We start from the raw sequence: 24,284 nt of genomic DNA, 5'->3' as shown, positions 1-24,284 counted from the left end.
TCGTGGACACCGGGGTCCGTCAGGTGGTGGCCGGCGGGGCGAGCCGGCCCAGTACGTCGAGGGCCAGCCGGCGGGCCAGCGGCACCTTGTAGGCGTTGTCCCGCAGCGGCTCGGCCGCGGCCAGCTCCAGGTCGACGGCGTGCTCGAACGCCGCCGTGGTGGGCGCCGCACCCACCAGCGCGTCCTCCGCCCGCCGGGCCCGCCAGGGCCGGTGCGCCAGCGCCCCGAAGGCGATCCCGGCCCGCTCCACCACCCCGTCCGCCAGGTGCAGCACGACGGCGACGGAGGCCAGCGCGAAGGCGTACGACGCCCGGTCGCGGGCCTTGCGGTAGGCCGAGGGCAGTCCGGCGGTGGCCGCGGGCAGCACCACGCCCGTGATCAGCTCACCCGGGTGGATCTCCGTGTCCCGCTCCGGGTGCATGCCGGGCAGCCGGTGGAAGTCGGCCGCGGGCACGCTGCGGCCGCCCTCGGGGCCGCGCAGCTCCACGCGCGCGTCGAGGGCGGCCAGCGCCACCGCCATGTCCGAGGGGTGGGTGGCGATGCACTGGTCGGAATGGCCCAGTACGGCATGGTCGCGGTGCACGCCCTGCAGCGCGCCGCAGCCGGTGCCGGGCTCGCGCTTGTTGCAGGGCTTGGACACGTCCTGGAAGTAGGGACAGCGGGTGCGCTGCAGCAGATTGCCGCCGGTCGTGGCGGCGTTGCGCAACTGCCCGGAGGCGCCGGCCAGCAACGCCTGGGACAGGGCGGGGTAGCGGTCGCGCACGGCGGGGTGGGCGGCGAGGTCGCTGTTGCGGACCATCGCACCGGCCCGCAGCGAGCCGTCGGGCAGCTCCTCCACCGTGTCCAGCGGCAGCCGGGTGACGTCGACGAGGGCGGCCGGCGTCTCCACGCCCAGTTTCATCAGGTCGACGAGGTTGGTGCCGCCGCCGAGGTAGCGGGCGCCGGGGTGGGCGGCGAACGCGTCGGTGGCCTCCTCGACGCTGCCCGCGCGTACGTAGGCGAAGGGCTTCACGGGATCACGTCCTCGACCGCGTCGGCGATGCGCGGATACGCACCGCACCGGCACAGGTTGCCGCTCAGCCGCTCCCGGATCTCCTCCCGGTCCAGCTCGACCGGCGCCCCGGAGGGCGTCGCCGGGTCGGTGACGTGGGAGGGGTGTCCGGCCGCGGCCTCGGCGAGCGCGCCGACCGCGGAGCAGATCTGGCCCGGTGTGCAGTAGCCGCACTGGAAGGCGTCGCGGTCGAGGAAGGCGCGCTGCACCGGGTGCAGTTCCTCGCCGTCCCCGGCGAGGCCCTCGACCGTGGTGATCTCACAGCCGTCCAGGGCGACCGCGAACAGCAGGCAGCTGTTGACCCGCCGCCCGTCGACCAGGACCGTGCAGGCGCCGCACTGCCCGTGGTCGCAGCCCTTCTTGGCGCCCGCCAGACCGAGATCCTCGCGCAGGAGGTCCAGCAGGACCCGGCGGTGGTCGACGGTGAGCGTGTGCGGTTTGCCGTTGACGCGGAGCGTGGTCTCCGAACGGGAGGACTCCGGTGGGCGGGAAGCGGGGGCGCTCTCGTGCTGGCTGTCCATGGCGTCGCTGACCTTCCGGGACGGGCCGGGCTCCTGTGCCGTCCGCGTATCCACCTCGCGCCGGATGACACGTGAGGGTGCCCTCAGCGGGGCCCCGGGCAGCCGCGGTCCTCGACCGGCGCCGGCCGACCGGGACGACGCCCCTAGGGTGACGCCATGAGCACGCGATGCGGAGAACCCACGGAACCGGCGCACGTCGTGCGCGAGGCCTACGAGGCGCTGGCGGGCGTCGTCCGCCCGCTGGGGGACGAGGAGTCGTGGCTGCCGACCGGCTGCACCGGGTGGGCGGTGCGCGACCTCATGTTCCACCTGCTCGCCGACGCCCAGCGGGCACTGGTGGCGCTGCACTCCCCGGCCGCAGGACCGCCCGACCGGGACGCCGTCACCTACTGGACGGACTGGGCACCGAACCCGGTCGGCGCCGCCCACGGGCGACGCTACAACCGGGTCGCCGCGAGCATGTTCCTCGACTTCGGGCAGCTCAAGGAGGTGTGCCTGGAGACCCTGGCCGCCGCCGCGCGGGCCGCGGGCGCCGCCGCTGCGGACCGGCCGGTCGGCACCCAGGGGCACGTCCTGACGGCCGGCGACCTCATGATCACCCTGGCCGTGGAGGCCACCGTCCACCATCTCGACCTGACCGTCGCCCTGCCCGCCGCGCCCGGGCCGGCACCGGCCGGGCTCGCCGCGGTCCGCGCCACCCTGGACGGCCTGCTGGGCCGCCCGGTGCCGGTCGACTGGGGCGACGAGCACTACGCCCGCGCGGCCACCGGACGCGCGCCCCTGACCGCCGCCGAACAGCAGGCCCTGGGAGCGGACGCGGCCCGCTTCCCCCTGTTCAGCTGAGACCGGGGCACCACGGTCGGCCGAGGCCGCAGGGCCGCCGCGCACGTCAGCGGGGCGGCGGGATCACTCGCCCGACCGGGGCGATTCGCCGGCGGTCCCGCCGTCGGACCGGGGCCGCGGTGTCCGGGTGGCGCCCCGGAACCGGTCCAGTGTGCGGGTCAGCCCGCGCAGCGGGGACGCCGGTGGATCGGCCGGGGGCGGCCCGGCCGGGGCGGCGCCGGCGGACTCGCGGTACACGGCGAGGGCCTCGGCCGCCCGTTCCGCCGCCTCCCGGTACAGGTCACGGGACTGGGTCATCGCTTCGAGCGCCTCGGCGTACATCGCCACCAGCTTGCGCTCCCGCGCCAGTTCCTCCTCCAGCGTCAGCAGCCGCCAGTCCTCCCGCAGCGAGCCGAGCGCCGCCACCGCGTCGTCCGGCAACGGCCTGGCCAGCGCGGCGAAGGCCGTCACCGCCGCGATCAGCGCGGTGGGCTCGGAGCCGTCCAGGAAGACGGTGCGGACGGAGAAGTCACCGGCCGCGTAGTCGTCCGGGGCAGGCGTGCCGGGCAGCACGACGGCGCCGCCGCGCGGGACCTGGACGCCGAAGTCCTCCAGCGCCCAGTTCACCACCCGCAACTGCTGCGGCGCGGCGCGGTGCTCGACCACCCGGTGGCGCAGACCGGGCGGCAGCCACTGCGCGAGCGGAACCCGGCCGCGGTGGTCCGGAGTCATCGCCTCGTGCACCACCACGTGGATGTTCCAGGGGCTGCGCCCCGCCTCCTTGAGCAGCCTGCGTACGGCCTTGTCGTCGTCCGGCAGGGTGTTGATGCCCCGCAGCCGCAGCCCCGTGGCGGTGTCCCGGTCCCACGTGACGTCCGGGTCGTCGGGCCAGAACACGGTCGCGGGGGAGGGCCAGGCCAGGTCCCAGGCCTCCACGGCCTCCGCGAGCAGCGTCCACTCCTGGCCGCCCGCCGAGGCCGGCTCCAGGATCAGCCGGGCCCGAACGGTCACGTCCCCGGGAGCCCTCCAGCGCGCTTCGAAGATCCGCGGTCCCGGCGTGCCCGCCGGCCCGGACTCCTCCGTGGGCTCGTCGGGCGGCTCGAGGAAGTCGTCGACGACGTGGTCGTCCTTGAGCCGCTGCAGCGTGTGCCGGACGGTGTCCTCGGCCGCGGAGCCGACATGGCGGCCGCGAGCGGCCCACAGCGTGGGCGGATACGTGGGGCGGGCGGTGGGAGAGGTCGGCATGGGTCCATCGGGCAGCAGGGGCACGGACGTAGGCAAGTATTGTCGCCGCAGGTCAGCCGAGAGCACCGGGGGTCCGCCGACCGGGCGTGCCGCGGCGCGGCGCACGGTGCGGCCGACCGGGCCACGACGTGCCGTGGGCGAAGGTGGGCAGGAGCAACCCGACCGACCGTACGGCACGACAGGAGCGACCTGATGAACCTCGACCTCGGCGGACGCACCGCACTGGTGACGGGCTCCTCGCAGGGCATCGGGGCGGCGATCGCCGCCGGGCTGGCCCGGGCCGGAGCCACCGTGGGCGTCAACGGGCGCGACGCCGGGCGCCTGGCCGAGAGCGTCGAGAGGCTGCGGGCCGAGGTGCCGGACGGCGTGTTCGTGCCGGTCGCCGCCGACCTCGGGACCGCGGAGGGTGCCGAGCGGGCCCTGGAGGCGCTGCCCGACGTGGACGTCCTCGTCAACAACCTCGGCGTCTTCGGCGCCGCGCCCGCGCTGGAGATCGGCGACGACGAGTGGCGCCGCTACTTCGAGATCAACGTCCTCGCGGGAGTCAGGCTGACGCGCGCCCATCTCCCCCGGATGAGGGACCGCGGCTGGGGCCGGGTGCTGTACATCGCGAGTGACTCGGCCGTCGTGATCCCGGCCGAGATGATCCACTACGGAGTCTCCAAGACGGCCCTGCTGGGAGTCGGCCGCGGCTTCGCCAAGGAGGCGGCGGGCAGCGGCGTCACGGTGAACTGCGTCATCGCGGGCCCCACCCACACCGAGGGCGTCGAGGACTTCGTGTACCAGCTGGTCGACCGCGACCTGCCCTGGGACGAGGCACAGCGCGTCTTCATGCGCGAACACCGGCCGCAGTCGCTGCTCCAGCGGCTGATCGAACCCGAGGAGATCGCCAACCTGGTGGTGTACCTCAGCTCCCCCCTCGCGTCCGCCACCACCGGGGCCGCCGTCCGGGTGGACGGCGGCTACGTCGACTCGATCCTCCCGTAGGCCCCCGGTCTCATCCGGGCCCCTCGCACTCGTCCCCGTCCGCGCGCCGCCGGTCCGCCTCGTCCCAGGCCCGTGTGTCGCGCGGCTCCACGTACGGTTCCTCCTCGGGCGGATGTCCGGCGTCGATGACGCGTTGCCGGGCCAGCTCCGCGTCGAACTCCAGACCGAGCAGGACGGCCAGGTTGGTGACCCACAGCCAGACCAGGAAGATGATCACGCCGGCCAGGGTGCCGTACGTCTTGTTGTACGAGCCGAAGTTGGCCACGTAGAAGGCGAACCCGGCGGAGGCGAGCAGCCAGATCAGCAGCGCGACCAGACTGCCCGGGGAGATCCACTTGAAGCCCTTGACCCGGGCGTTCGGCGCGGCCCAGTACAGGATCGCGATCATGAAGGTGACCAGCAGGACCAGCACCGGCCACTTGGCGATCGACCACACGGTCAGGGCGGTGTCCCCGACACCCAGGGCGGTGCCCGCCTGCCGGGCCAGGCTCCCGGTGAAGACCACGATGAGCGCGCTGACCACCGCGAGCACGAGCAGCACCACGGTCAGCCCCACCCGCAGCGGCAGCACCTTCCACACCGGGCGCCCCTCGGGCATGTCGTAGACCGCGTTGGCCGCCCGGATGAAGGCGGCGACATAGCCGGACGCCGACCAGACGGCACCCACCAGACCGACCACCGCGAGCGCGGAGCCCAGGCCCGCCTTGGCCTGCAGCTGTTCCACCGCGTTCGTGAGGACGTCCCGCGCGGAGCCGGGCGCCAGCTTCTTCACGTTGTCCAGGACCTCCTGGGTGGCGGAGTCCCCGGCGATGCCGAGCAGCGACACGAGCACCAACAGCGCCGGGAACAGCGCCAGGATCCCGTAGTAGGTCAGGGCGGCGGCGCGGTCGGTCAGCTCGTCGTCCTTGAACTCGGCGACCACGCGCCGCAGCAGCGCGGTCCACGAACGCTTCGGCAGTTCGGTGGGGGAGTCCGGGGCGGCGTCCTCGGTGGCGGCATCCGGACCGTAGCCGTCGTCCGGCCCCTCGGAAGGCGGTGCGTCCGCCGGTGCGTCCGCCGGTGTGTCCTTCATGTGCTTCCCGCGACGGGGGAGATGCAGTCGGGCCATGCCTGCCGGGTTGCCCGTCTCGGCGCGGGCACGCCCGCCCAGCCGCTCCCGTACCGGGCCGAACCCCGCAGTATGCCGCAGCGCGGGCACGTTCCTCTGGAAAATGCCAAAGGGCTCACCGGATGCGTGCACTTTCCGTAGTGTCGTCGTCACGTTCGCGGTACTGCCGTGCAGGGGGAGGGGATCCGGCGTGCCCGGAATCGACGAGAGTCTGCTGGAAGCCATGAGGCTGCCCGGCGCGCGCGGCGCGTCGCTGGTCGACTGGATCAGCGGGCTGGCTCTCGGCGCCGTCGGCGAGGCGCCGGGCGGCGACTGGGAGGCCACCGCCGCGGAGACGGCGGAGCTGGGCCGGCACGTCGCGGAGAGCGGCTCCCTGGCGGCGGGCGGCACGGCAGCCGGCGGTGCCGAACCCGGGAAGGAACCCCCGGTGGAGGACCTGATCGCCACCACCGGCGACGCCTACCACCTGCTCAGGTTCGTCAGCACCCCGTTCGACAGCACCGTCTTCCTGCACCTGTGGCTCGACCGCAACGACGGCAACCTCGCCCTGGCCCGCATCCGGCTGGCCGAGATGGCCGACCGGCTGGTGCTCGGATGACCCGCGTGACGACCACCTGGACCGCGTACGAGACGACCGCCGACGCCCTCGGCGCCCTGGCGGCCGAGGGGGCGACCGGCGCCCTGTCGGGCGAGCGGGGCATCGTCTACCTCAAGGCGGGCCGCGTCGTGCACGTGGAGTCGGCCTTCGCCCCCGACCTCGGCGCGCTGCTCACCCGCAGCGGCGCGGTCCCGCCGGACGGCTGGTGGGAGGCGGTCGACCGGGGCGGGGCACAGCACCGGGTCGGCCACCGGCTCGTGGCCGGCGGGACGCTCGCCGCCGGCGCGCTGGAGGTCTGTCACCTGGGCGCGCTGTTCGACGCCGCCTACTTCGTCCTGGCCCACGACACCCGCGCGCAGCGCTTCCGGCCGGGCGCGGTGCACTGGCTCGGCGCGGTCCGTTCCGTGCCGGTGGACGTCGTCGTGCGCGAGTGCGGACGCCGGCGCGCGCTGCTGGACCGCATATGGCCCGACCCCGCCATCGACACTCTCCCGCTGACCCGGGTGCCGGGCGCCGGGAACGCCGCCCTGCCCGTGCGGCGGGGCCGCACCCTGACCCAGGTCGACGGCGTCCGCACCGCCGCGCAGATCGCCTCGGCGCTCGCCTGCCGCACCTACCACACCCTCGTCGAACTGCGCCGCCTGGCCGCCGACGGCCTCGTCCGCGCGGCGGCCGCCGAAGCCCCGCCCCTGCCGCCCGGACCCGAACCGCCGGGGGTCGTGTGGGACGACCCCGACACGGCCCTGCTGCGACGGCTCCGAGACGCCCTGGAGGCCCTGTGATCCGCGCGCGTCGCAGGCGCGACGAAAGGAGACTGCTCATGGCCGTCGAGAGCGACGTCCTGGACGAACTGCACCGGCTGCGCAACCGCGTGCCCCAGCTGACCGGGTCGCTCGCGGCCACCGTGGACGGGCTCGTCCTGGCCCACGACGCGCCGGGCACCGAGCCGGAGGGGCTCGCCGCGCTCACCGCGGCCGCCCTCGGCGTCGCGCACCGCACGGCCGAGGCGACCGCGCGCGGCGGCTTCCGTGAACTGCTGCTGCGCGGGGCCGACGGCTACGTCGCCACGTACGCCGCCGGTCCGGCCGCCGTGCTCACCCTGCTCGCCGACGGCCGGGTGAACGTGGGCCGGCTGCACCTGGAGGGCCGGCGCAGCGGCGCGCGGATCGGGGAACTGGTCGCCGCCGGCCTCGGTCCCGAACGCGGCGGCGCCCCGGACGCCGAACCCGTCACGGCGCTCCCCGACCGGGCGGCCCGCCCCATCGGCACCCTGCCGGTGCGCACCCCGCAGCGCCCCGCCCACCAGCCCGCTCCCCGGGCGGGCGGCCACCACCGGCCGACCTGACCCCCGATCGCGTACCGAACGCACACCGATCACGTCCGGAAAGGAAACCACCATGGCCAACCTGGAGACCTCGCTCAAGGAATGCCTCAGCTCCATCGACGGAGCGACCGCCGTCGCGCTCGTCGACTACACCAGCGGAATGGCGCTCGGCACCCTGGGCGGCGGAAAGGACTTCAACCTGGAGGTCGCCGCCGCGGGCAACACCGACGTCGTGCGGTCCAAACTGCGCACGATGGAGCACCTCGGACTCAAGGACGAGATCGAGGACATCCTGATCACGCTGGGCACCCAGTACCACATGATCCGCCTGCTCAAGGGCCGCGGCGGCAACGGGCTGTTCCTCTACCTGGTCCTGGACGCGAGCCGCGCCAACCTGGCCATGGCCCGCCACCAGCTGCGCCGCGTCGAGAGCGACCTGGAGGTCTGAACCCGACGGCGACACGTCCGGCACCGGCCGCCCCGGCGAGGAGGCGGCCGGTGCCGGACACCACTGCTCAGGCGCCGCTCTCCCGGAGCATGTCCTCGCGCTCGACGTACTTCACGCGCTCCCGCCCCTGCGGCTCGCCCTGCGCCTTCTCGGCGGCGTCGAGCTTGTACCAGCCGTCCCAGGTGGTGAAACGGACGTTCCGCTCGGCGAGGAAGGCGTCCACGGCCTCCGGAGCCGGCGAGGCGGGCGTCTGGAGACGGCCGTTCGCGTAGTCGTCCAGCAGGTTGGACACCGTCTCGTTGGCGTCGCCCTTGGTGTGGCCGATCAGGCCGACCGGGCCGCGCCGGATCCAGCCGGTGACGTACGTCGACTGCAGGTGCTCCCCGGACTCCTGGACGACCCGGCCGCCCACGTCCGGGACCGTGCCCGAGTCGATGTCCCAGGGCAGCTTGGGGAGCTGGTCGGAGAGGTAGCCGACGGCCCGGTAGACCGCCTGGACGTCCCAGTCCTTGAACTCGCCGGTGCCCTTGACGTTGCCCGTGCCGTCCAGCTCGGTGCGCTCGGTGCGCAGGCCGACCACCTTGCCGTCCTCGCCGAGGATCTCCGAGGGCGACTCGAAGAAGTGCAGGAACAGCTTGTGCGGCCGGTCGCCGACGTCGCGGATGGCCCAGTTCTCCAGGGTCTTGGCGACCATGTCGGCCTGCTTGTTGGCGCGCCGGGTGGCGATCGAGCCCTCGTCGTAGTCGATGTCCTCGGGGTCGACGATCACCTCGATGTTGGGGGAGTGGTCCAGCTCCCGCAGCTCCATCGGGCTGAACTTCGCCTGCGCCGGGCCGCGGCGGCCGAAGACGTGGACCTCCAGCGCCTTGTTGGCCTTCAGACCCTCGTACACGTTCGGCGGGATCTCGGTGGGCAGCAGCTCGTCCGCCGTCTTGGCGAGGACCCGGGCGATGTCCAGGGCGACGTTGCCCACGCCGAGGACGGCGACCTTCTCCGCCTCCAGCGGCCAGGTGCGCGGGAAGTCGGGGTGTCCGTCGTACCAGGCGACGAAGTCGGCCGCGCCGTAGGAGCCGTCGAGGTCGATGCCGGGGACGGACAGCGCCCGGTCGGCCGTGGCGCCGGTGGCGAAGATCACACCGTCGTAGAAGGCGCGCAGATCGTCCAGGCTGACGTCGCTCGGGTAGTTCACATTGCCGAAGAGGCGGATCTGCGGCTTGTCGAGCACCTGGTGCAGGGCCGTGATGATGCCCTTGATGCGCGGGTGGTCGGGCGCGACACCGTACCGGATGAGTCCGAACGGGGCGGGCATGCGCTCGAAGATGTCGATGGAAACACCGGGGTCGGCGGCCACTTCGGACTTGAGCAGGGCGTCAGCGGCGTAGATCCCGGCCGGGCCGGATCCGACGATGGCCACCCGCAGTGGGCGGGGCATGTTGATGTTCCCTTCGAGCGGTAACAGATCGACTCTCGGGGAAGCCTAAGCTAAGGCAAGCCTAAGTCGGTACGCGGGTCCGGTCTATGAGGTCATAAGCACACCTTATGGGATCTCATGGTTCAGGTTTGGGTCCCGGGTTCGGCGGCCCGGGCGGGGAGCACGGGCGGGGGCGCGGGCAGCGCCCAGTGTTTGAAGGTCCGGTCACGGGTGACGCAGGCGGGGGGCGAAGTGGCGCGTCCCGTGAGCCTCACGAGGGGAGCCCGTGTGCAGCGTCCGGACGACGAACCCGATCCCCGCCGGTGGCGGGCCCTGTGGGTCACCCTGGTCGCCGGGTTCATGACCCTGCTGGACGTCACGATCGTCGCCGTGGCCCTGCCCTCCATGCAGGAGGGGCTGCACACCTCGCCGGCGTCCGTGCAGTGGGTCGTCTCCGGCTACGCGCTGGCGTTCGCCCTGACCCTGGTGACCGCGGGACGGATCGGCGACGCGTTCGGCAGGCGCCGCGTCTTCCTCGTCGCCCTGGCCGCCTTCGTGCTCTTCAGCGCCGCGGCCGGGGCCGCGCCCGGCATCGAACTGCTCGTCGCCGCCCGGCTCGCCCAGGGAGTCGCCGCGGGCAGCCTGGCACCGCAGAACTCGGCCCTCATACAGCAGCTGTTCCGGGGCGCGGAACGCGGGCGCGCGTTCGGCCTCTTCGGCGCCACCGTGGGAGTGTCCAGCGCCGTGGGGCCGGTCGTGGGCGGCCTGATCCTGGCGCTGGCCGGCCCCGAGGGCTGGCGATGGATCTTCTACGTGAACGTGCCGGTCGGCCTGCTCGCCCTGCTCCTCGGCTTCCGCCTGCTGCCCCGGGTGGCGCCCGGCGGCCCGGGGCGCCTCGATCCGGTGGGGGTGGCACTGCTCGGCGCGGGGATCCTGGCGGTGATGCTGCCGCTGGTACTCGCCGAGGGCGGCGGCCTGACCAAGGCGTGGTGGCTGTTCCCGGTGGGAGCGCTGGTCCTGGTCGCCTTCGCCCGCTGGGAGCGCCGCGTCGCCCGCCGGGGCGGCCAACCGCTCCTGGAACCGGGACTGCTCACCGAGACCCGCGGCTACGCCACCGGCGCGGGGCTGGGAGCCCTGTACTTCGTCGGCTTCAGCGGGGTGTGGCTCGTCTTCGCGCTCTTCTTCCAGAACGGGCTGGGCTACTCACCGCTGATGTCGGGCCTGGCGGTGACCCCGTTCGCGGTGGGCTCGGCCGTCGCCGCGGCCGTGGCGGGCCGGCTGGTGGAACGGCTGGGGCGACTGCTGACCGTCTGCGGACTGGTCGCCGTCATGGCGGGGCTGGGCACGACCGCGCTGCTGCTCTGGCTCGCGCCCTCCGGCATGGCCGCCTGGTTCGCTGCCCCGGCCCTGCTGCTCGGCGGGCTGGGCAGCGGTTGCGTGATCTCCCCCAACATCACCATGACGCTGCGCGACGTGCCGGTGCGGATGGCGGGCGCGGCCGGGGGTGCCCTGCAGACCGGCCAACGGCTGGGCGGCGCCGTGGGCACCGCCGCGCTGCCGGGCCTCTTCTACCTGACGCTGAACGCCACCCACGAGGACTACCACGAGGCCGTGGCCCTGTCGGTCGGCACCGGAGTCGCCGCCATGCTGTGCGCGCTGACCGTCGCGGTCCGCGACTGGCAGCGGGACCGTCCCGGCCACGACCGGGACTGCCCGCCGGAGACGTCCCACAGCCATACGCACGCCGGTCAGAACTGACCGCCCGACGCCGGGCGGCGAGTCGGCGAGCCGGCGCTCAGCGGCGCTTGCCGAACTTGCGCAGCATCTCCTGGGCCTGCGCGCGGCGACGGGGGTCCGAGGCGGCCCGGCGCACCTGCTCCGCCGCGCGGCGGCCCTGCGGACTGCGCGCGAACCGCTTGATCCGGTCCAGTACTCCGGCCATGACATTCCTCCGAGTCGACGAGGTGCTCACTTGCCGGTGCTCGTACCCCTTGCCCCGCCGGACACCCCTGACTGGCCTTCGCACGTTTGGACCCGCCGCACGGGGCGACCCGCCGGGCAGGACATCGCACACCGACGCCGAGAGGTGAACACTGTGGCCGGCAACCAGAAGTCCAAGGCCAGGATGGAGCAGGCCAAGGGGAAGGCCAAGGAAGCGGCCGGCCGGGCCGTCGGCAACGAGAGGATGACGGCCGAGGGCCGCGCCGCCCAGTCCAAGGGCGACGCCCGGCAGGCCAAGGAGAAGGGCAAGGACGCGTTCCGGCACTGACACCGGAACGGTTCGGACGCACGGGCCGCGGAACCCGGCAACGGCCGGATCCGTGGCCCGCGTCGTGCCCGGCGGCCCCGGAACGGGGCCGGTGGTCTCACGAGGCGCGGGTCAGCCGATGTGGTAGGCGTCCCCGTACACGTGCCAGTCCAGCGGCGGCTCGAGGTCCAGGTTGCCCTCGTTCAGGAAGACGCGCTGGGCCGTGTCGACCCGGCTGGTGTCGCTGTGCGCCTCCTCCTGCCTCATGGCCCACACCCGTTCGTCGAGGAAGGCGTGCAGGTAGGCGACCTCGTCCCCGCCCCGGGCCGGCGGCAGGGCCCGGCCGAGGGCGCGCTCGCGGATGCTGCCGAAGCTCAGCCGGTCGCCGCCGTCGCCGTGCATGACGATCGCGTCGTAGTACGCGAACTGCCCCAGCGTCCGCAGCCCGTCCTCCTTGCCGCGCCGGACGGCGGGTTCGAAGTAGACGCGGTCGCGCTCGTCGTCCTGCGCCCGGCGGAACTCCGCATCCGCGTCGGCGGCCCGGCGCCAGTCGTCCGGGAAGCCGGGGTCGAGGCCCTCGTGCGAGTCGGAGCCGTCGACCCGGCGCAGGGCCGGCAGATAGGGCGCGAGGACGTTGCCGGGACTGCGCTCGGCGTACAGCTCCACCAGGTCGAGCATGTCGCCGGTGCCGGAGCAGAAGCCGATGATGCCCGCGGTGTAGCCGCGGCCGTCGCCGATGTCCTCGATGTACCGGTACTGCGCCTTCCAGTCGAGCGAGGAGTTCTCCGCGCTCGACACCAGTTGCATGGCGATCTCCTTCTTCGCCGGGTCGTCGAGCCCCGTCGCTCGCGCGGACGCCGCCGCGGCCCGCGAGGGGGTGAGGAGGGGGACTGTCGCCAGGGACGCGCATGCCATGGCGATCACGGTACGGCGCGAGGGGCCTGCGGGGCGCGCCGGGTCGGGGAAGGGGTGCCTCACGGAATCTCCAGGTGTGGTGGGGGGTCGGGAGTGCCGGGCACTGATAGGAAAGTTTCCTACCAGACAATCGGCGCGCCGGACACCCGTCCCGCACGGAATTGGTACGCACCGAGGGGGGCCCGCGGCTCCCGGGCCCGTCCGGGGGAAGGGCCTGCGCGGCCGTCAGGGCACCGGCTGCTCCGCCCAGATGACCTTGCCCGCCGGCGTGTAGCGGGTGCCCCAGCGCTCCGCGAGCTGCGCGACCAGGAACAGACCGCGCCCGCCCTCGTCCGTCATGGCCGCGTAGCGCAGATGCGGCGAGGTGCTGGAGCTGTCGAACACCTCGCAGATCAGGCTGCGATCGCGCACCACCCGGACGTGGACGGTCTCGCCGCCGTACCGGATGGCGTTGGTGACCAGCTCGCTGAGGATCAGCTCCGTGGTGAACACCAGGTCGTCCAGGCCCCACTCGCCCAGCCGCCGGGTGACCTGGGAACGCACCTCGCCGACCGCCGCCGGATCGTTCGGGACGTCCCACTCCGCGACCTGGTCGGGGCCCAGCGTCCGGGTGCGGGCGACCAGCAGCGCGATGTCGTCGCCCGGCCGGTCCGGGAGCCGGGCGTCCAGGACGGTCCGGCAGGTCTCCTCGGGCGTCTCGCCGGCCGTCTCCAGCGCCCGGCGCAGCTGTTCCAGGCCGACGTCGATGTCGTGCTTGCGGTCCTCGACCAGCCCGTCGGTGTACAGCACGAGCCGGCTGCCCTCCGCCAGCCGCAGCTCCGTCGTCTCGAACGGGAGACCGCCCAGGCCCAGCGGGGGCCCCGCGGGCACCTCGGGGAACTCCACCGTGCCGTCGGGCCGGATCAGGGCCGGCGGCGGATGGCCCGCCCGGGCCATCACACAGGAGCCGGCGACCGGGTCGTAGATGGCGTAGAGACAGGTCGCACCGGTCACCGGGGCGGTGCTGTCGTCGGCCGCCTCGTCCTGGTCGATGCGGCCGACCAGCTCGTCCAGGAGCCCGAGCAGTTCGTCGGGCGGCAGATCGAGAGCGGTGAAGTTGTGCACCGCCGTCCGCAGCCGGCCCATGGTGGCCGCGGCGTGCAGCCCGTGCCCGACGACGTCGCCGACGACGAGCGCGACCCGGGACCCGGACAGCGGCAGCACGTCGAACCAGTCCCCGCCGACCCCGGCCTGCGCGGGCAGGTAGCGGTAGGCGACGTCCAGGGCGTTCTGGTCGGGCAGCCTGCGGGGCAGCAGACTGCGCTGGAGCGTCACCGCCATGCTGTGCTCGCGGGTGTACCGGCGCGCGTTGTCGATGGAGACCGCGGCCCGCGCGACCAGTTCCTCGCCGAGCGCCAGCTCGTCCTCGTCGAACGGCTCGGGCTTGACCGAACGCCAGAAGCTCACCACCCCGAGCACCAGGCTGCCCGCACGCAGCGGGACGGTGATCAGCGAGTGGACGCCGTACTCCACCACCTGCGCGGAGCGCTCGTAGTCCTGTGCCTGCCAGCCCGGGGCCTCGCCGAGGCGGGGCTCCAGTACGGCCCGGCCGGTCCGTAGCGTGCGGCCCTGCGGCGAGGAGTCGACGTAGCGGATCTGCCGGCCCACCGGATAGAGGGGGACCTCCTCGCTGACTCCGCTGCGCGCGGTCCGGCGCAGCGGAGTCAGCGAGTCCGGCTGACCGCCGGCCAGCACGGTGTCGAACAGGTCGACGGTGACGTAGTCCGCGAACCGGGGGACGGCCAGCTCGCCCAGCTCCTCGGCGGTGCGGGTGACGTCGAGGCTGGTGCCGATGCCCACCCCGGCCGCGTACAGGATGTCCAGGCGCTCCCGGGCGGTCTCGGCCCGGCCGGACAGGGCCCGCAGCTCGGTCGAGTCGCGCAGCGTCGCGACGCTGCCGGCGGGGCCGCCCCGGACGTCCGTGGGCCGCAGGTTGATGGCCAGCAGCCGGTTCTTGACCAGGTGCACCTCGTCGGTGGCGGCCTGGCCGGAGGCCAGCAGCTCCGCCAGGTCGGACGGCAGCCCGAGCGCCCCGACGTGCCGGCCCTCGGCGTCCGGCGGCAGGGTGAGCAGGCGCCGCGCCTCGTCGTTGGCCAGCAGCAGCGTGCCCTCGCCGCCGACGATGAGCACGCCCTCGCGGACGCTGTGCAGGACGGCGTCGTGGTGTTCGTACATCCGGGTCATCTCGTTCGGCCCCAGGCCGTGCGTCTGCCGCAGCAGCCGCCGGCTCACCAGGGCCGTGCCCCCGGTCGCGAGGGCCAGTCCGACGGCCGCCGCGCTCAGTACGAGGGGCAGCTGGCGGTCGGCGACCCCGCCCACGTTCTCGGTGGTGATGCCGGCCGAGACCAGGCCCACCACCTTCCCGCCGGGCGCCTTGACCGGCACGATGGCCTGGACGAGCGGCCCGATGGTGCCCTCGATCTCCTCGGTCACCGTCTTCCCGGCCAGCGCGGGCGCGATGTTTCCGACGAACTTCTTGCCGATGCGGTCCGGCTTGGGGTGCGTGTAGCGGATGCCCTCGGGGTTCGTGACGACCACGAAGTCCACGCCCGTGGCCTTGCGCACCGCCTCGGCGCGGGGCTGGAGCACCGCCGTGGGATCGGGACTGCGCAGCGCCTCGAGGATGCCGGGGGAGTTGGCGAACGTCGAGGCCACGGAGACGGAACGGTTGCGGGCCTCCACCTGGCTGTCGTGCCGCACCTGGAGCACCAGCGAGACCGCCGCGGCCACCACGAGCAGCAGCACGATGACCACGTTCATCACGAAGACCTGGCCGGCCACGCTGCGTCCGGACAGCGCCGAGCGCAGCGCCGAGGCGGGCCGCCCCGCGTCCGCTCCCCGTCGTGACCGGTCCGCGTCCTGCCGGTGTCGGACGTGCGGGCCGCCGGGACGACGGGGTGACCGTTCTCCCGATCGACCCATCAGTCGGACCATGTGCTCATGTCTACACTGCCGGGCCTCCGGAGGCGAGGGGCGCCCCCCGGGACACGGCCGGCCGCCGGACGGGGCACCCGGGCGTTCCCGTCGGGTGCCGCCGGGTCGTCCACGGCGGGCCTCACCCGCGGCTCCCGGGGCCGACGCGGCGGGTGGCGAGCAGCAGCGCGATGTCGTCGGGGCGGTCCGTGGTGTGGCGGGCGGACACGACGATCCGGTCCGCGACACCGGCCAGCGAACGGTTCCCCGGCCGTACGGCGGGCGCGCCGGCCCGGGCCAGCGCGAGACGCAGCGCGTTGATCCCGTCGTCGATGTCGGCGCCGGGCCGCTCCACGAGACCGTCCGTGTACAGGGCGAGGACGGTGCCGGGCTCGACCACGAACTCGGTCAGCGGGTAGGGCGCGCGCGGGTCCACCCCGAGCACCACCCCGCCGGGCAGGTCGAGGGTCTCGGTGCGTCCGTCCGGGTGGCGCAGCAGCGGCGGCGGGTGTCCCGCCCGTGCCGCGCAGGCCCGTCCGGTGGCCGGGTCGAGCCGGATGTAGCAGCAGCTCGCGAACAGGCCCGGGTCCAGATCGGCCAGCAGGCGGTTGACGCCGCTCATCACCTCGTCCGGCGGACGGTCGCCGAGGGCGAAGGCGCGCACCGCGCTGCGCAGTTGCCCCATGGTCGCCGCGGCCTGCACGCCGTGGCCCTGCACGTCCCCGATGACGAGGGCCATGCTCTCCCCGGAGGCCACCACGTCGTACCAGTCCCCGCCCACCTCCATGCCCTGGGTGCCGGGCAGATAGCGGCCCGCGGTCTCCAGGAGCGGGTGCGCGGGCAGCCGCCGGGGCAGCAGCACCTCCTGCAGCCCGCGGGCGAGCGCGGTCTCGGACTCGTAGCGCCGGGCCTTCTCCATGGCGTGGGCGATGAGGCCGGCGAGGGCCGTGAGCACCGTGCGCTCCTCGGCGCCGAAGCCCCGGGACCGTTCGAAGCCGAGGATGCAGGAGCCGACCGGACGCCCGGAGGCGATCAGCGGCAGGAAGGCGCGGGCACCCTCCGTGGCGTCCAGCGGAATGCCCGGATACGCGGCGGCCAGGTCCTGCATCGTGTCGAAGAAGAGCGGCCGTCCGCTGGTCAGCGTCTCCACCCCGGGCAGCCGGGCGTCCAGCGGCACCCCTTCGAAGGGCGCCAGGAAGCCGGGCGGAAAGCCCGTCTCCCACGCGAGATGCAGATGCCGGTCCTGGAGCAGGTAGATCGCGAGCCGGCGGCCGCCGAACGCCGACAGCAGCTCCCGTACGACCACGGCGGACACCTGGCGTGCGGTGACCGCCTCGGTGAGCGCCACCGCCAGGACGATGGGGCGGTACTCCGGCGCCGTGGCGGCGACCGGCGGCGCCGGGTCACCCACGTCGGGCTCGGGGGCCGCGTCGGCCGCGCCGCCTTCCGGCGCCCCGTGCTCGGGCGTGAGGCCGGCCGACGCGTCGGCCACCCGGTTGGCCGGGCGGAGCGTGGCCGTCAGGAAGTCCGGCCCGGGATACACGCTGACGGCGAGCCAGTCGCCCTCGTAGGGCTGCGGCGCGGTCCGGCGGCCGGCGTCGGGCGGTCGCCGGACGTGGAAGCGGACCGGCTCCGGGGAGAGCAGGGCGCCGCGCAGATGATCCTCGTAGGCGGCCTGGTCCAGCCAGGGCACGGCCTCCCACAGGGAGCGGCCGACCAGCGCCGCCCGCGGCGCGCCCAGCAGGCGGGCGGCGCGGGGGTTCGCGTACACGACGGTGCCGAGCCGGTCGACGCACAGGACACCCTCCGGCAGCAGGTCGGCCGCGGCGTCGGCCACGGTGCCGTCGAAGGGGTCGCGCATGGCGCCGCGCACCGGCCCGCCGGGCGGCGCCCACCGTGGCCGCCACAGCTCCACCAGGCGCGGTGAACCGTCCACGGTGCGCACGTACAGGGGCAGCCGGGGCGGCCGGCCCGCGGCGGTGTCCCGCAGCGCCGCGGCGATCCGGTGACCGTCGTCGGGGGCCAGCACCCCGGTGAACGTCCCGAGCGCCGCCGGTGTTCCGGCGACCCCGGACGCGATGCCGAGCAGGGCGCACAGCGGCTCGTCGAGGGTGACGGCGCCGGTTCCCGGGTCCCAGCCGAAACTTCCGGCGCGGTGCGCGGGCCGGCCCGAGGCCGGCGGTCGTACGCACAGCGGCTCGCCCTCCCAGACGACCGGCGGCGCGGCACCGTCGGCGTCCAGCCGCTCCAGGGCCGCGCCCAGGTCCTGCGCCAGCCCGGCCACGCGGTCCGCGCCCTCCAGCACGTCGGCGGCGTGCGGTGCCGGGGGACGCAGGACGGTCAGCACGCCGTAGGCCCGGCTCGCACCGGCGACGGGCACGTACAGGGACCCGAAGGGGAAGGGCAGACCGGCCGCGAACTGCGGGTACCGGCGCATCGTCTCGGCGGCGTTGGGCAGCACCACACGGACCCCCAGCCGGTAGGCGTCGGCCACCGGGAACGGGCTGTCGGCGTGCAGGCGCCACCAGGGGCGGAACAGTGCACCGGGCAGTCCGGCCAGGACGGCGAGCCGCAGCACGCCGGGGGTGGGGGAGCGCAGGTACACCCCGCCCACATGGCCGCCGGCCGCCCCGATCGCCCGGGTCGACGCGTCGATCAGCGCCGCGGTCAGCCGTCCGGGCACCCGGTCGGTCCGCCCGGCGTCGTCGGCGCCTGTGCTCATCGGCCCCACCTCGTCCGTGCGCCGCCGCCGCGCGGGCGACACGGGCTGCGCGGGCGACACAGCCAGAATGCGCCCCCCGCGCCCGGTCGCGCACGCGGTCGGTCCGCACGGGTGACCGTGACGTCACCGTCACGGGGCGTTGACCCGGCGCACGGGAGTCCGTAATCTCCTCCGCGACATTCGGAAATCAGACCGAAACTTTCGACCTTTTGGGGCGAGGTTCGGCGGCTTCCGCCCTTCCGAACGGCCTTCGCGCACCGATTCAGGGAACGGGATGACATGAGCATGACGTTGAGACGCCTGTCGAGAGCGGCCACCGCCGGTCTCGTGGCCGCCGCCGCGCTGACGGCCGCGGCCCACTCCGCCGAAGCCGCCGACACGCTCGGGTCCGCGGCCGCCGGACAGGGCCGCTACTTCGGCACCGCCGTCGCGGCGAGCCACCTCGGCGAGGCCGACTACACCGCCACGCTGGACCGCGAGTTCAGCTCGGTGACCCCCGAGAACGAGATGAAGTGGGACGCCACCGAGCCCAGCCGCGGCACCTTCACCTTCACCTCCGCCGACCGGATCGTGGACCACGCGCAGAGCAGGGGCATGGACGTACGCGGCCACACCCTGGTCTGGCACTCCCAACTGCCCTCCTGGGTGGGCTCACTGGGCGCCTCCGACCTGCGCACGGCCATGAAGGACCACATCAACGGCCTGATGGGGCACTACAAGGGGGAGATCCACAGCTGGGACGTCGTCAACGAGGCGTTCCAGGACGGCGGCAGCGGCGCCCGGCGCAGCTCGCCCTTCCAGGACAAGCTGGGCGACGGCTTCATCGAGGAGGCGTTCCGCACCGCCCGCGCCGCCGACCCGGCCGCCAAGCTCTGCTACAACGACTACAACACCGACGGCGTCAACGCGAAGAGCAATGCCGTCTACAACATGGTCAAGGACTTCAAGTCCCGCGGCGTGCCCATCGACTGCGTCGGTTTCCAGTCCCACTTCAACAGCAACTCCCCGGTCCCCTCCGACTACCGGCAAAACCTCCAGCGCTTCGCCGACCTCGGCGTGGACGTGCAGATCACCGAGCTGGACATCGAGGGCTCCGGCTCGGCCCAGGCCGCCGACTACACGAAGGTCGTCGAGGCCTGCCTCGCGGTGGACCGCTGTACCGGCATGACCGTCTGGGGCGTCACCGACAAGTACTCCTGGCGCAGCAGCGGCACCCCCCTGCTGTTCGACGGCAACTACCAGGAGAAGCCGGCCTACGACGCCGTCCTGTCCGCCCTCGGCGGCTCGGGCGACCCGGGCGACCCCGGAGACCCCGGTGACCCGGGCGACGGCACCGCGACCTGCACGGCCACGTACACCAGGACCGCGGACTGGAACAGCGGCTACAACGGCCAGGTCACCATCACCGCGGGCGACGAGCCGATCAGCGCCTGGACCGTGACGGTCACCCTGCCGGCCCAGCAGTCCGTTTCCTCCCTCTGGAACGGCACGCCCACCTGGGACGGCAACGTCATGACGGTGAAGCCGAGTTGGAACGGCACCCTGGCGGCCGGCGCCTCGACCGGCTTCGGGTTCACCGCGGCCAAGAACGGCAGCGACGCCGCGCCCACGGTCGGCACCTGCACCGCCTCCTGATCCGGCCGGTCGTTCGGCCGCTTCCGTCCCCGGCACCGTCCCCGTCCCGCGCCGACCGGGACGGGGGCGGTGCCGGGCCGCGCGATGTCGGGCGGTTCCGCGCTCGGAAAACGGCGCGTCCGGCGGAAGTTGGGGCGAAGGGAGCGTGGGAGGCGCGCCGGTGCGTATCGTGAGAGCCGGGGACCTTCGCTCCCCCACTCGGCTTCGGACCGGACGGTGAGGCTCGGTATGACCCCGGCGCACGGACCCGACACCGCGGACGGCTCCGTCGTGTCCGCGGCGGTGGAGTTCGGGGGCGGATCCGCGATGATCCCCGCCGCCAGGGACGTCGTGCACGGATTCGCCGCACGTCTCGCCGAGCGGGGCGTGCGACCGGCGGACGCCTTCCTGGACGCCGCCCGGCTGGTCGTCAGCGAGCTGGTGACGAACGCGCTGCGGCACGCGCCCGGCCCCTGCCGGCTGGAGCTGACCCTGGTCGGCGACGGCGTGGAGATCGCGGTGTCGGACACGGGGGAGGCGTTCCCCACCTTCCTGCCCCGCGACCCCGCCCGGGTCGGCCGGCACGGGCTGGAGATCGTGACGCGGCTGTGCGCCGAGGTCATCACCAAGCCGCACGCGACGGGGAAGACGGTGTACGCGCGCCTGCCGCTGACCTGACGCGGTCAGGCGGTCAGGGCCTGCTCCACGCTCGGGTAGCAGGGGATGAGCGCGTCGACGCCCACCAGCCGCAGCACGCGTTCGACGGCGTCGCGCGGGGCGGCGAGCCGGAACCAGACGCCACGGGACTCGGCGGCCCGGTGTGCGGAGATCAGGACGTTGATGCCGCTGGAGTCCAGGAACCCCACCTCACCGAAGTCCACCACCGTGCCGGGCGCGGACTCCACCGAGGACAGCAGGACCTCGCGCAGCTGACCGCTGCCGTCGAGATCGACCTCTCCGGAGAGGATCACGAGACTGACTCCGTCGCCCGTGGTGGTACGGGTGATCAGCAGCCGCTCCGGTACTGCCGCTCCCTCGATCTCCGCCACGCTGCCCTCAGCTCTCGTCCGTGCCGGATGTGCCCGGTCGTCGTCGGTGGCTCGATGTTAAGGCTCTTCGCCGTCCGCGTGGCCCACTTGGACGGACCGGAGCGCATCGGCCGGCACTGGCGCACCGGCCGCCACGGGCTCGACGCGCGCCCGGGCGCTCCACTGACTACGGTCGAGGTGTGGTGGCACACACATTCGAGGAGCTCGTGCACAAGCGCCGCGCGGCGGACCTGGCACAGCACCGGGTCGAGGAACTGCGCGACTCGTACGGGTCACCCACGCAGCATCAGTGGACCCCGCGGCAGTCCCACACCTACGAGACGGCCGTACGGGCCTGGCGCGACCTGGACCGGGACGCGCGGACCGCGATGACGGAGTACGTCAAGGAGGGAGGCCAGTCCCAGCACAAGATCGAGGCAAGACTGCGCAAGGCCGTCCAGGAGGACGACCGCGACACCTGACCGGGCAGGCGCCCGCCCCTCCGGCCGCCTGCCGCACCGGCCGACCCCGCTCGGCCGACCCGCCCGGCCCGACGCCCCAGCCCGTCGGGCCGGACGGGTGCGTACGGACCGGGGGGCCTCGGCCGGTCTCGGCCCGGGTCCGCTGCGGCCCCGTGGATGCCGCCGGCTGCCCCGCCGGTGCCGCAGGTGCGTACGGGCCGGGGGGCCTTGGCCCGTCTCGGCCCGGGTCCGCTGCGGCCTCGTCGATGCGGCCGGCCTCGCCGTTGGTGCCGCCGGTGCCGCCGGTGCCGCCGGTCCCTTACGGACCGGGGGCCTTGGCCGGTCTCAGCCCGGGTCCGCTGCGGCCCCGTCGATGCCGCCGGTTGCCCCGCCGGTCCGTACGGGCCGGGGGCCGCGGTCGGTCTCGGCCCGGGTCCGCTGCGGCCTCGTCGATGCGGCTGGCCCCGCCGCTGGTCCCGCCGATGCCGCAGCTGCGTACGGGCCGGGCCTCGGCCGGTCTCAGCCCCGGTCCGCTGCGGCCTCGTCGATGCCGCCGGCTGCCCCGCCGCTCGTCCCGCCGGTGCCGTCGGTCCCGCTCGTCCCGCCGGTCTCGGCGACGAGATCGCGCACCGTGTCCAGGGCCGCCGCGCGGTCCTCGGGGACCACGCCGATGCGGGTGCGCCGGTCGAGCAAGTCGGCCGCGTCGAGGGCGCCCTCGTGACGCAGCGCCCACACCAGTTCCGCCCCGGTGACGGGGTGGCCCGGCAGCACACGCTCGGCGAGGCGGGGATCGCGGTCGGCGAGGGCCTGCACCGCCGGCGCCTCGGTGCCGTAGTGCCGCACCAGGCGGCGCGGCGCCCCGACCCGGGCCAGGGCGTGCGGGGCGGCGGCGCCGACCAGGGGCAGCGCGGCGGTGGGGGACGGTCCGGCGGCGAGGCCCCGGGCGGCGACGGCGGCGTCCACGGCGTCCTCGGCCATCCGCCGGTAGGTGGTGAGCTTGCCGCCGACCACGGTGACCACGCCCTCGGACGAGGTGAGCACGGCGTGCCGGCGGGACACGTCCGCCGTGCGGGGCCCGGCGCCGGGCCGGTCCGACGACGTGGTGTCGAGCAGCGGGCGCAGCCCCGCGAAGGCGCCGACCACGTCCTCGCGGTGGACCGGCACCTCCAGCACCGAACCGAGCACGTCGAGCAGGAAGCCGACGTCGGTCTCGGGCACGTCGGGCACGTCCGGGACGTCCCCGTCCACGGGCTCGTCGGTGAGGCCGACGTAGACGCGGCCGTCGTCCTGGGGCAGCACGAGGACGAAGCGGTTGGTCTCGCCGGGGATCGGCACGTGCAGGCCGGCCGGGAGCGTGCCGAGGTGCTCGGAGCGCAGGACGAGGTGGGTGCCGCGGGAGGGGCGGATCCGGATGCCGTCCACGAGGTCGCCGGCCCACACCCCGGACGCGTTGACCACCGCGCGGGCCCGTATCACCCCCTCCTCGCCGGTCAGCTCGTCGCGCACGCGGGCTCCGGACCCGGTCAGCTCCAGGGCCCTGACCCGGGTCAGGATCCGGGCTCCGCGGGCCGCCGCGGTCCGGGCCAGCGCCGTCACCAGCCGGGCGTCGTCGGTGAGCCGGCCGTCCCAGGAGAGCAGGCCGCCGCGCAGCCGGTCGGAGCGCAGCGCCGGGGCGAGGTGGCGGGTCTCCACGGCGGACAGGCGCCGCGGCGCGGGCAGCGTGGCCCGCGCGGTGCGCGCCGCGAGCCGCAGGGTGTCGCCGGCCCGGAAACCCGCCCACGCCAGGGCGGCCTGGCGGCGGGAGACGAGCGGGGTGAGCGGCAGGACGAAGGGCTGGGCGCGCACCAGGTGGGGTGCCGTGCGCTCCATCAGCACCCCGCGTTCCACCGCGCTCTCGTGGGCGACGTCCAGCTGTGCGGAGGCGAGGTAGCGCAGACCGCCGTGGATGAGCTTGGAGCTCCAGCGGGAGGTGCCGAAGGCCAGGTCGTGGGCGTCCAGGGCGGCGACGCTCAGGCCCCGGGCGGCGGCGTCCAGGGCGGCGCCCGCGCCGGTCGCGCCGAGCCCGACGACGAGGACGTCCACGACGGGACCGCCGACGGTGTCGGCCACCTCGCGCGAGCGTCGTGCGGCGGACAGGGAGGCCCCGGCGGCGGGGCGGTCGGCGTTGCTCATGGCGTGAGGGTCCTCTCCAGGATGGTGCGCAGCTCCGCGAGGAGGGCCGCCGGGGCCAGCTCGGCGTCGTCCTCGTCGGTCATCGTCCGCAGCGACAGGGCGTAGGACTGGACGACCAGCAGCACCGACCGTGCCTGTCGGCCGGTGTGCACCGTGCGCACCGACCCGTCGGCGTGGCCCTCCTCGAGCGCCTCGGCCAGCAGTGCCAGGAGCGCCTCCTGGCTGGCTCCGCGCCGGTCGAGGACGTAGGGCAGGAGCAGTTCGGGGTCGACGTCGACGATCTTGCGGAAGAGGGGGTGGGCGCGGAACGCCTCCACCCCGGCCACCAGGCCGTCGACGATGCGCGAGCGGGTGCCGGTGTTCTCCCCGGGCCCGGGGATCGCGCCCGTGGCCACCGCGATCCACTCGCGGGTCATCAGGTCGCCGACCAGCGACCGCACGTCCGGCCAGCGCCGGTACAGCGTCATCCGGGAGACGCCGGCGCGGCGGGCGACGTCGGTCATCGTCGTACGGCGCACCCCGACGGCCATCACGCAGTCGCGCACGGCGTCCAGCACCGTGTCGTTGTCCGCGGGGGTCTGCCTGCTCGCATGGTTGTGACGGTTGGGCGTCATGTGTCACAGTGTAACGCCCGGCGGGGCGGTGCGGACGGCATCC

General features: G+C 74.4%; 23 protein-coding genes. 11 read left to right on the top strand and 12 right to left on the bottom strand.

Features of this window, described 5'->3' with window-relative positions:
• Positions 1-19: 19 nt before the first annotated feature.
• Together D1J63_RS01950 and D1J63_RS01945 are read right to left on the bottom strand one after the other, a co-directional pair.
• Positions 20-1,012 carry a xanthine dehydrogenase family protein subunit M gene (locus tag D1J63_RS01950; protein WP_125627436.1) on the bottom strand — a complete coding sequence of 331 codons (993 nt, stop codon included), beginning with the start codon at positions 1,010-1,012 and terminating at the stop codon, positions 20-22.
• Positions 1,009-1,572, bottom strand: coding sequence for a 2Fe-2S iron-sulfur cluster-binding protein (locus tag D1J63_RS01945; protein WP_102929581.1), 564 nt, complete (start codon positions 1,570-1,572; stop codon positions 1,009-1,011). Before D1J63_RS01945 ends, D1J63_RS01950 begins: the two co-directional genes overlap by 4 nt.
• A gap of 156 nt (positions 1,573-1,728) precedes the next feature.
• Here D1J63_RS01945 and D1J63_RS01940 point away from each other — a divergent pair, with 156 nt between their 5' ends.
• A complete protein-coding gene (locus D1J63_RS01940; protein WP_125627435.1) occupies positions 1,729-2,415 on the top strand; it encodes a maleylpyruvate isomerase N-terminal domain-containing protein in 687 nt (228 codons plus the stop codon).
• A gap of 63 nt (positions 2,416-2,478) precedes the next feature.
• Here the strand turns inward: D1J63_RS01940 and D1J63_RS01935 are convergent, their stop codons facing one another.
• Positions 2,479-3,639: a hypothetical protein gene (locus tag D1J63_RS01935; protein WP_125627434.1), complete on the bottom strand. Its 1,161-nt coding sequence runs from the start codon at positions 3,637-3,639 to the stop codon at positions 2,479-2,481.
• A 192-nt stretch (positions 3,640-3,831) separates the two neighbouring features.
• Here D1J63_RS01935 and D1J63_RS01930 point away from each other — a divergent pair, with 192 nt between their 5' ends.
• Positions 3,832-4,626 carry an SDR family oxidoreductase gene (locus D1J63_RS01930; RefSeq protein ID WP_102929972.1) on the top strand — a complete coding sequence of 265 codons (795 nt, stop codon included), beginning with the start codon at positions 3,832-3,834 and terminating at the stop codon, positions 4,624-4,626.
• A gap of 10 nt (positions 4,627-4,636) precedes the next feature.
• Here D1J63_RS01930 and D1J63_RS01925 read toward each other — a convergent pair whose 3' ends face one another.
• Positions 4,637-5,734 carry a YihY/virulence factor BrkB family protein gene (locus tag D1J63_RS01925; RefSeq protein WP_164712682.1) on the bottom strand — a complete coding sequence of 366 codons (1,098 nt, stop codon included), beginning with the start codon at positions 5,732-5,734 and terminating at the stop codon, positions 4,637-4,639.
• Positions 5,735-5,924: 190 nt separating this feature from the next.
• Here D1J63_RS01925 and D1J63_RS01920 point away from each other — a divergent pair, with 190 nt between their 5' ends.
• The 4 genes from D1J63_RS01920 to D1J63_RS01905 are packed head-to-tail and all read left to right on the top strand — an operon-like array spanning position 5,925 to position 8,104.
• Positions 5,925-6,332, top strand: coding sequence for a hypothetical protein (locus tag D1J63_RS01920; RefSeq protein ID WP_102929974.1), 408 nt, complete (start codon positions 5,925-5,927; stop codon positions 6,330-6,332).
• Positions 6,329-7,114 (top strand): hypothetical protein, encoded by a 786-nt coding sequence (locus D1J63_RS01915; protein ID WP_176152825.1) that lies wholly within the window; start codon positions 6,329-6,331, stop codon positions 7,112-7,114. The genes D1J63_RS01920 and D1J63_RS01915 overlap by 4 nt, the downstream gene beginning before the upstream one ends.
• Positions 7,115-7,152: 38 nt before the next feature.
• A complete protein-coding gene (locus tag D1J63_RS01910; RefSeq protein ID WP_125627432.1) occupies positions 7,153-7,677 on the top strand; it encodes a roadblock/LC7 domain-containing protein in 525 nt (174 codons plus the stop codon).
• A gap of 52 nt (positions 7,678-7,729) precedes the next feature.
• Entirely contained in the window at positions 7,730-8,104 is a 375-nt protein-coding gene (locus D1J63_RS01905; RefSeq protein WP_102927216.1) for a hypothetical protein, read from the top strand.
• A gap of 67 nt (positions 8,105-8,171) precedes the next feature.
• On the opposite strand, the gene D1J63_RS01900 is transcribed toward D1J63_RS01905, so the two are convergent.
• Positions 8,172-9,536: an FAD-dependent oxidoreductase gene (locus tag D1J63_RS01900; protein WP_102927215.1), complete on the bottom strand. Its 1,365-nt coding sequence runs from the start codon at positions 9,534-9,536 to the stop codon at positions 8,172-8,174.
• Between the two features lie 267 nt (positions 9,537-9,803).
• Here D1J63_RS01900 and D1J63_RS01895 point away from each other — a divergent pair, with 267 nt between their 5' ends.
• Entirely contained in the window at positions 9,804-11,273 is a 1,470-nt protein-coding gene (locus tag D1J63_RS01895; protein WP_125627431.1) for an MFS transporter, read from the top strand.
• A gap of 37 nt (positions 11,274-11,310) precedes the next feature.
• On the opposite strand, the gene D1J63_RS01890 is transcribed toward D1J63_RS01895, so the two are convergent.
• A complete protein-coding gene (locus D1J63_RS01890) occupies positions 11,311-11,457 on the bottom strand; it encodes a hypothetical protein (RefSeq protein ID WP_102927213.1) in 147 nt (48 codons plus the stop codon).
• A gap of 153 nt (positions 11,458-11,610) precedes the next feature.
• On the opposite strand from D1J63_RS01890, the gene D1J63_RS01885 reads away from it, so the two are divergent.
• Positions 11,611-11,784 (top strand): CsbD family protein, encoded by a 174-nt coding sequence (locus D1J63_RS01885; RefSeq protein WP_102927212.1) that lies wholly within the window; start codon positions 11,611-11,613, stop codon positions 11,782-11,784.
• A gap of 111 nt (positions 11,785-11,895) precedes the next feature.
• On the opposite strand, the gene D1J63_RS01880 is transcribed toward D1J63_RS01885, so the two are convergent.
• From D1J63_RS01880 to D1J63_RS01870, 3 genes are all read right to left on the bottom strand, one after another.
• Entirely contained in the window at positions 11,896-12,741 is an 846-nt protein-coding gene (locus tag D1J63_RS01880) for a chitosanase (RefSeq protein ID WP_125627430.1), read from the bottom strand.
• A 162-nt stretch (positions 12,742-12,903) separates the two neighbouring features.
• Positions 12,904-15,639: a SpoIIE family protein phosphatase gene (locus D1J63_RS01875; RefSeq protein WP_164712681.1), complete on the bottom strand. Its 2,736-nt coding sequence runs from the start codon at positions 15,637-15,639 to the stop codon at positions 12,904-12,906.
• 133 nt (positions 15,640-15,772) lie between these two features.
• Entirely contained in the window at positions 15,773-18,352 is a 2,580-nt protein-coding gene (locus D1J63_RS01870) for a SpoIIE family protein phosphatase (protein ID WP_125627429.1), read from the bottom strand.
• 279 nt (positions 18,353-18,631) lie between these two features.
• Between D1J63_RS01870 and D1J63_RS01865 the strand changes: the two genes are divergently transcribed.
• Both D1J63_RS01865 and D1J63_RS01860 read left to right on the top strand, forming a co-directional pair.
• Positions 18,632-19,987, top strand: coding sequence for an endo-1,4-beta-xylanase (locus D1J63_RS01865; RefSeq protein ID WP_125627428.1), 1,356 nt, complete (start codon positions 18,632-18,634; stop codon positions 19,985-19,987).
• A 228-nt stretch (positions 19,988-20,215) separates the two neighbouring features.
• Positions 20,216-20,644: an ATP-binding protein gene (locus D1J63_RS01860; protein ID WP_164712680.1), complete on the top strand. Its 429-nt coding sequence runs from the start codon at positions 20,216-20,218 to the stop codon at positions 20,642-20,644.
• 5 nt (positions 20,645-20,649) lie between these two features.
• On the opposite strand, the gene D1J63_RS01855 is transcribed toward D1J63_RS01860, so the two are convergent.
• Positions 20,650-21,015, bottom strand: coding sequence for an STAS domain-containing protein (locus D1J63_RS01855; protein ID WP_102927905.1), 366 nt, complete (start codon positions 21,013-21,015; stop codon positions 20,650-20,652).
• 182 nt (positions 21,016-21,197) lie between these two features.
• Here D1J63_RS01855 and D1J63_RS01850 point away from each other — a divergent pair, with 182 nt between their 5' ends.
• Positions 21,198-21,476, top strand: coding sequence for a hypothetical protein (locus D1J63_RS01850; RefSeq protein ID WP_233648190.1), 279 nt, complete (start codon positions 21,198-21,200; stop codon positions 21,474-21,476).
• 498 nt (positions 21,477-21,974) lie between these two features.
• Here the strand turns inward: D1J63_RS01850 and D1J63_RS01845 are convergent, their stop codons facing one another.
• Positions 21,975-23,627: a glycerol-3-phosphate dehydrogenase/oxidase gene (locus tag D1J63_RS01845; RefSeq protein ID WP_241235497.1), complete on the bottom strand. Its 1,653-nt coding sequence runs from the start codon at positions 23,625-23,627 to the stop codon at positions 21,975-21,977.
• Positions 23,624-24,241 (bottom strand): TetR/AcrR family transcriptional regulator, encoded by a 618-nt coding sequence (locus tag D1J63_RS01840; RefSeq protein ID WP_125627426.1) that lies wholly within the window; start codon positions 24,239-24,241, stop codon positions 23,624-23,626. The genes D1J63_RS01845 and D1J63_RS01840 overlap by 4 nt, the downstream gene beginning before the upstream one ends.
• Positions 24,242-24,284 lie beyond the last annotated feature (43 nt).

The organism is Streptomyces sp. KPB2, assembly GCF_003950055.1.
GTDB lineage: Bacteria > Actinomycetota > Actinomycetes > Streptomycetales > Streptomycetaceae > Streptomyces > Streptomyces salinarius.
Note: the sequence above shows the minus strand (reverse complement) of the source record. Positions and strands in the feature narration are given on the sequence as shown.

Excerpts from the sequence above, each read along its gene's own strand:
- D1J63_RS01910 (WP_125627432.1), top strand. The coding sequence starts at position 7,153 with ATGGCCGTCGAGAGCGACGTCCTGGACGAACTGCACCGGCTGCGCAAC.
- D1J63_RS01875 (WP_164712681.1), bottom strand. The coding sequence starts at position 15,639 with ATGGGTCGATCGGGAGAACGGTCACCCCGTCGTCCCGGCGGCCCGCAC.
- D1J63_RS01900 (WP_102927215.1), bottom strand. The coding sequence starts at position 9,536 with ATGCCCCGCCCACTGCGGGTGGCCATCGTCGGATCCGGCCCGGCCGGG.
- D1J63_RS01865 (WP_125627428.1), top strand. The coding sequence starts at position 18,632 with ATGAGCATGACGTTGAGACGCCTGTCGAGAGCGGCCACCGCCGGTCTC.
- D1J63_RS01860 (WP_164712680.1), top strand. The coding sequence starts at position 20,216 with ATGACCCCGGCGCACGGACCCGACACCGCGGACGGCTCCGTCGTGTCC.
- D1J63_RS01840 (WP_125627426.1), bottom strand. The coding sequence starts at position 24,241 with ATGACGCCCAACCGTCACAACCATGCGAGCAGGCAGACCCCCGCGGAC.
- D1J63_RS01945 (WP_102929581.1), bottom strand. The coding sequence starts at position 1,572 with ATGGACAGCCAGCACGAGAGCGCCCCCGCTTCCCGCCCACCGGAGTCC.
- D1J63_RS01870 (WP_125627429.1), bottom strand. The coding sequence starts at position 18,352 with ATGAGCACAGGCGCCGACGACGCCGGGCGGACCGACCGGGTGCCCGGA.
- D1J63_RS01915 (WP_176152825.1), top strand. The coding sequence starts at position 6,329 with ATGACCCGCGTGACGACCACCTGGACCGCGTACGAGACGACCGCCGAC.
- D1J63_RS01905 (WP_102927216.1), top strand. The coding sequence starts at position 7,730 with ATGGCCAACCTGGAGACCTCGCTCAAGGAATGCCTCAGCTCCATCGAC.
- D1J63_RS01935 (WP_125627434.1), bottom strand. The coding sequence starts at position 3,639 with ATGCCGACCTCTCCCACCGCCCGCCCCACGTATCCGCCCACGCTGTGG.
- D1J63_RS01925 (WP_164712682.1), bottom strand. The coding sequence starts at position 5,734 with ATGGCCCGACTGCATCTCCCCCGTCGCGGGAAGCACATGAAGGACACA.
- D1J63_RS01845 (WP_241235497.1), bottom strand. The coding sequence starts at position 23,627 with ATGAGCAACGCCGACCGCCCCGCCGCCGGGGCCTCCCTGTCCGCCGCA.
- D1J63_RS01940 (WP_125627435.1), top strand. The coding sequence starts at position 1,729 with ATGAGCACGCGATGCGGAGAACCCACGGAACCGGCGCACGTCGTGCGC.
- D1J63_RS01930 (WP_102929972.1), top strand. The coding sequence starts at position 3,832 with ATGAACCTCGACCTCGGCGGACGCACCGCACTGGTGACGGGCTCCTCG.
- D1J63_RS01890 (WP_102927213.1), bottom strand. The coding sequence starts at position 11,457 with ATGGCCGGAGTACTGGACCGGATCAAGCGGTTCGCGCGCAGTCCGCAG.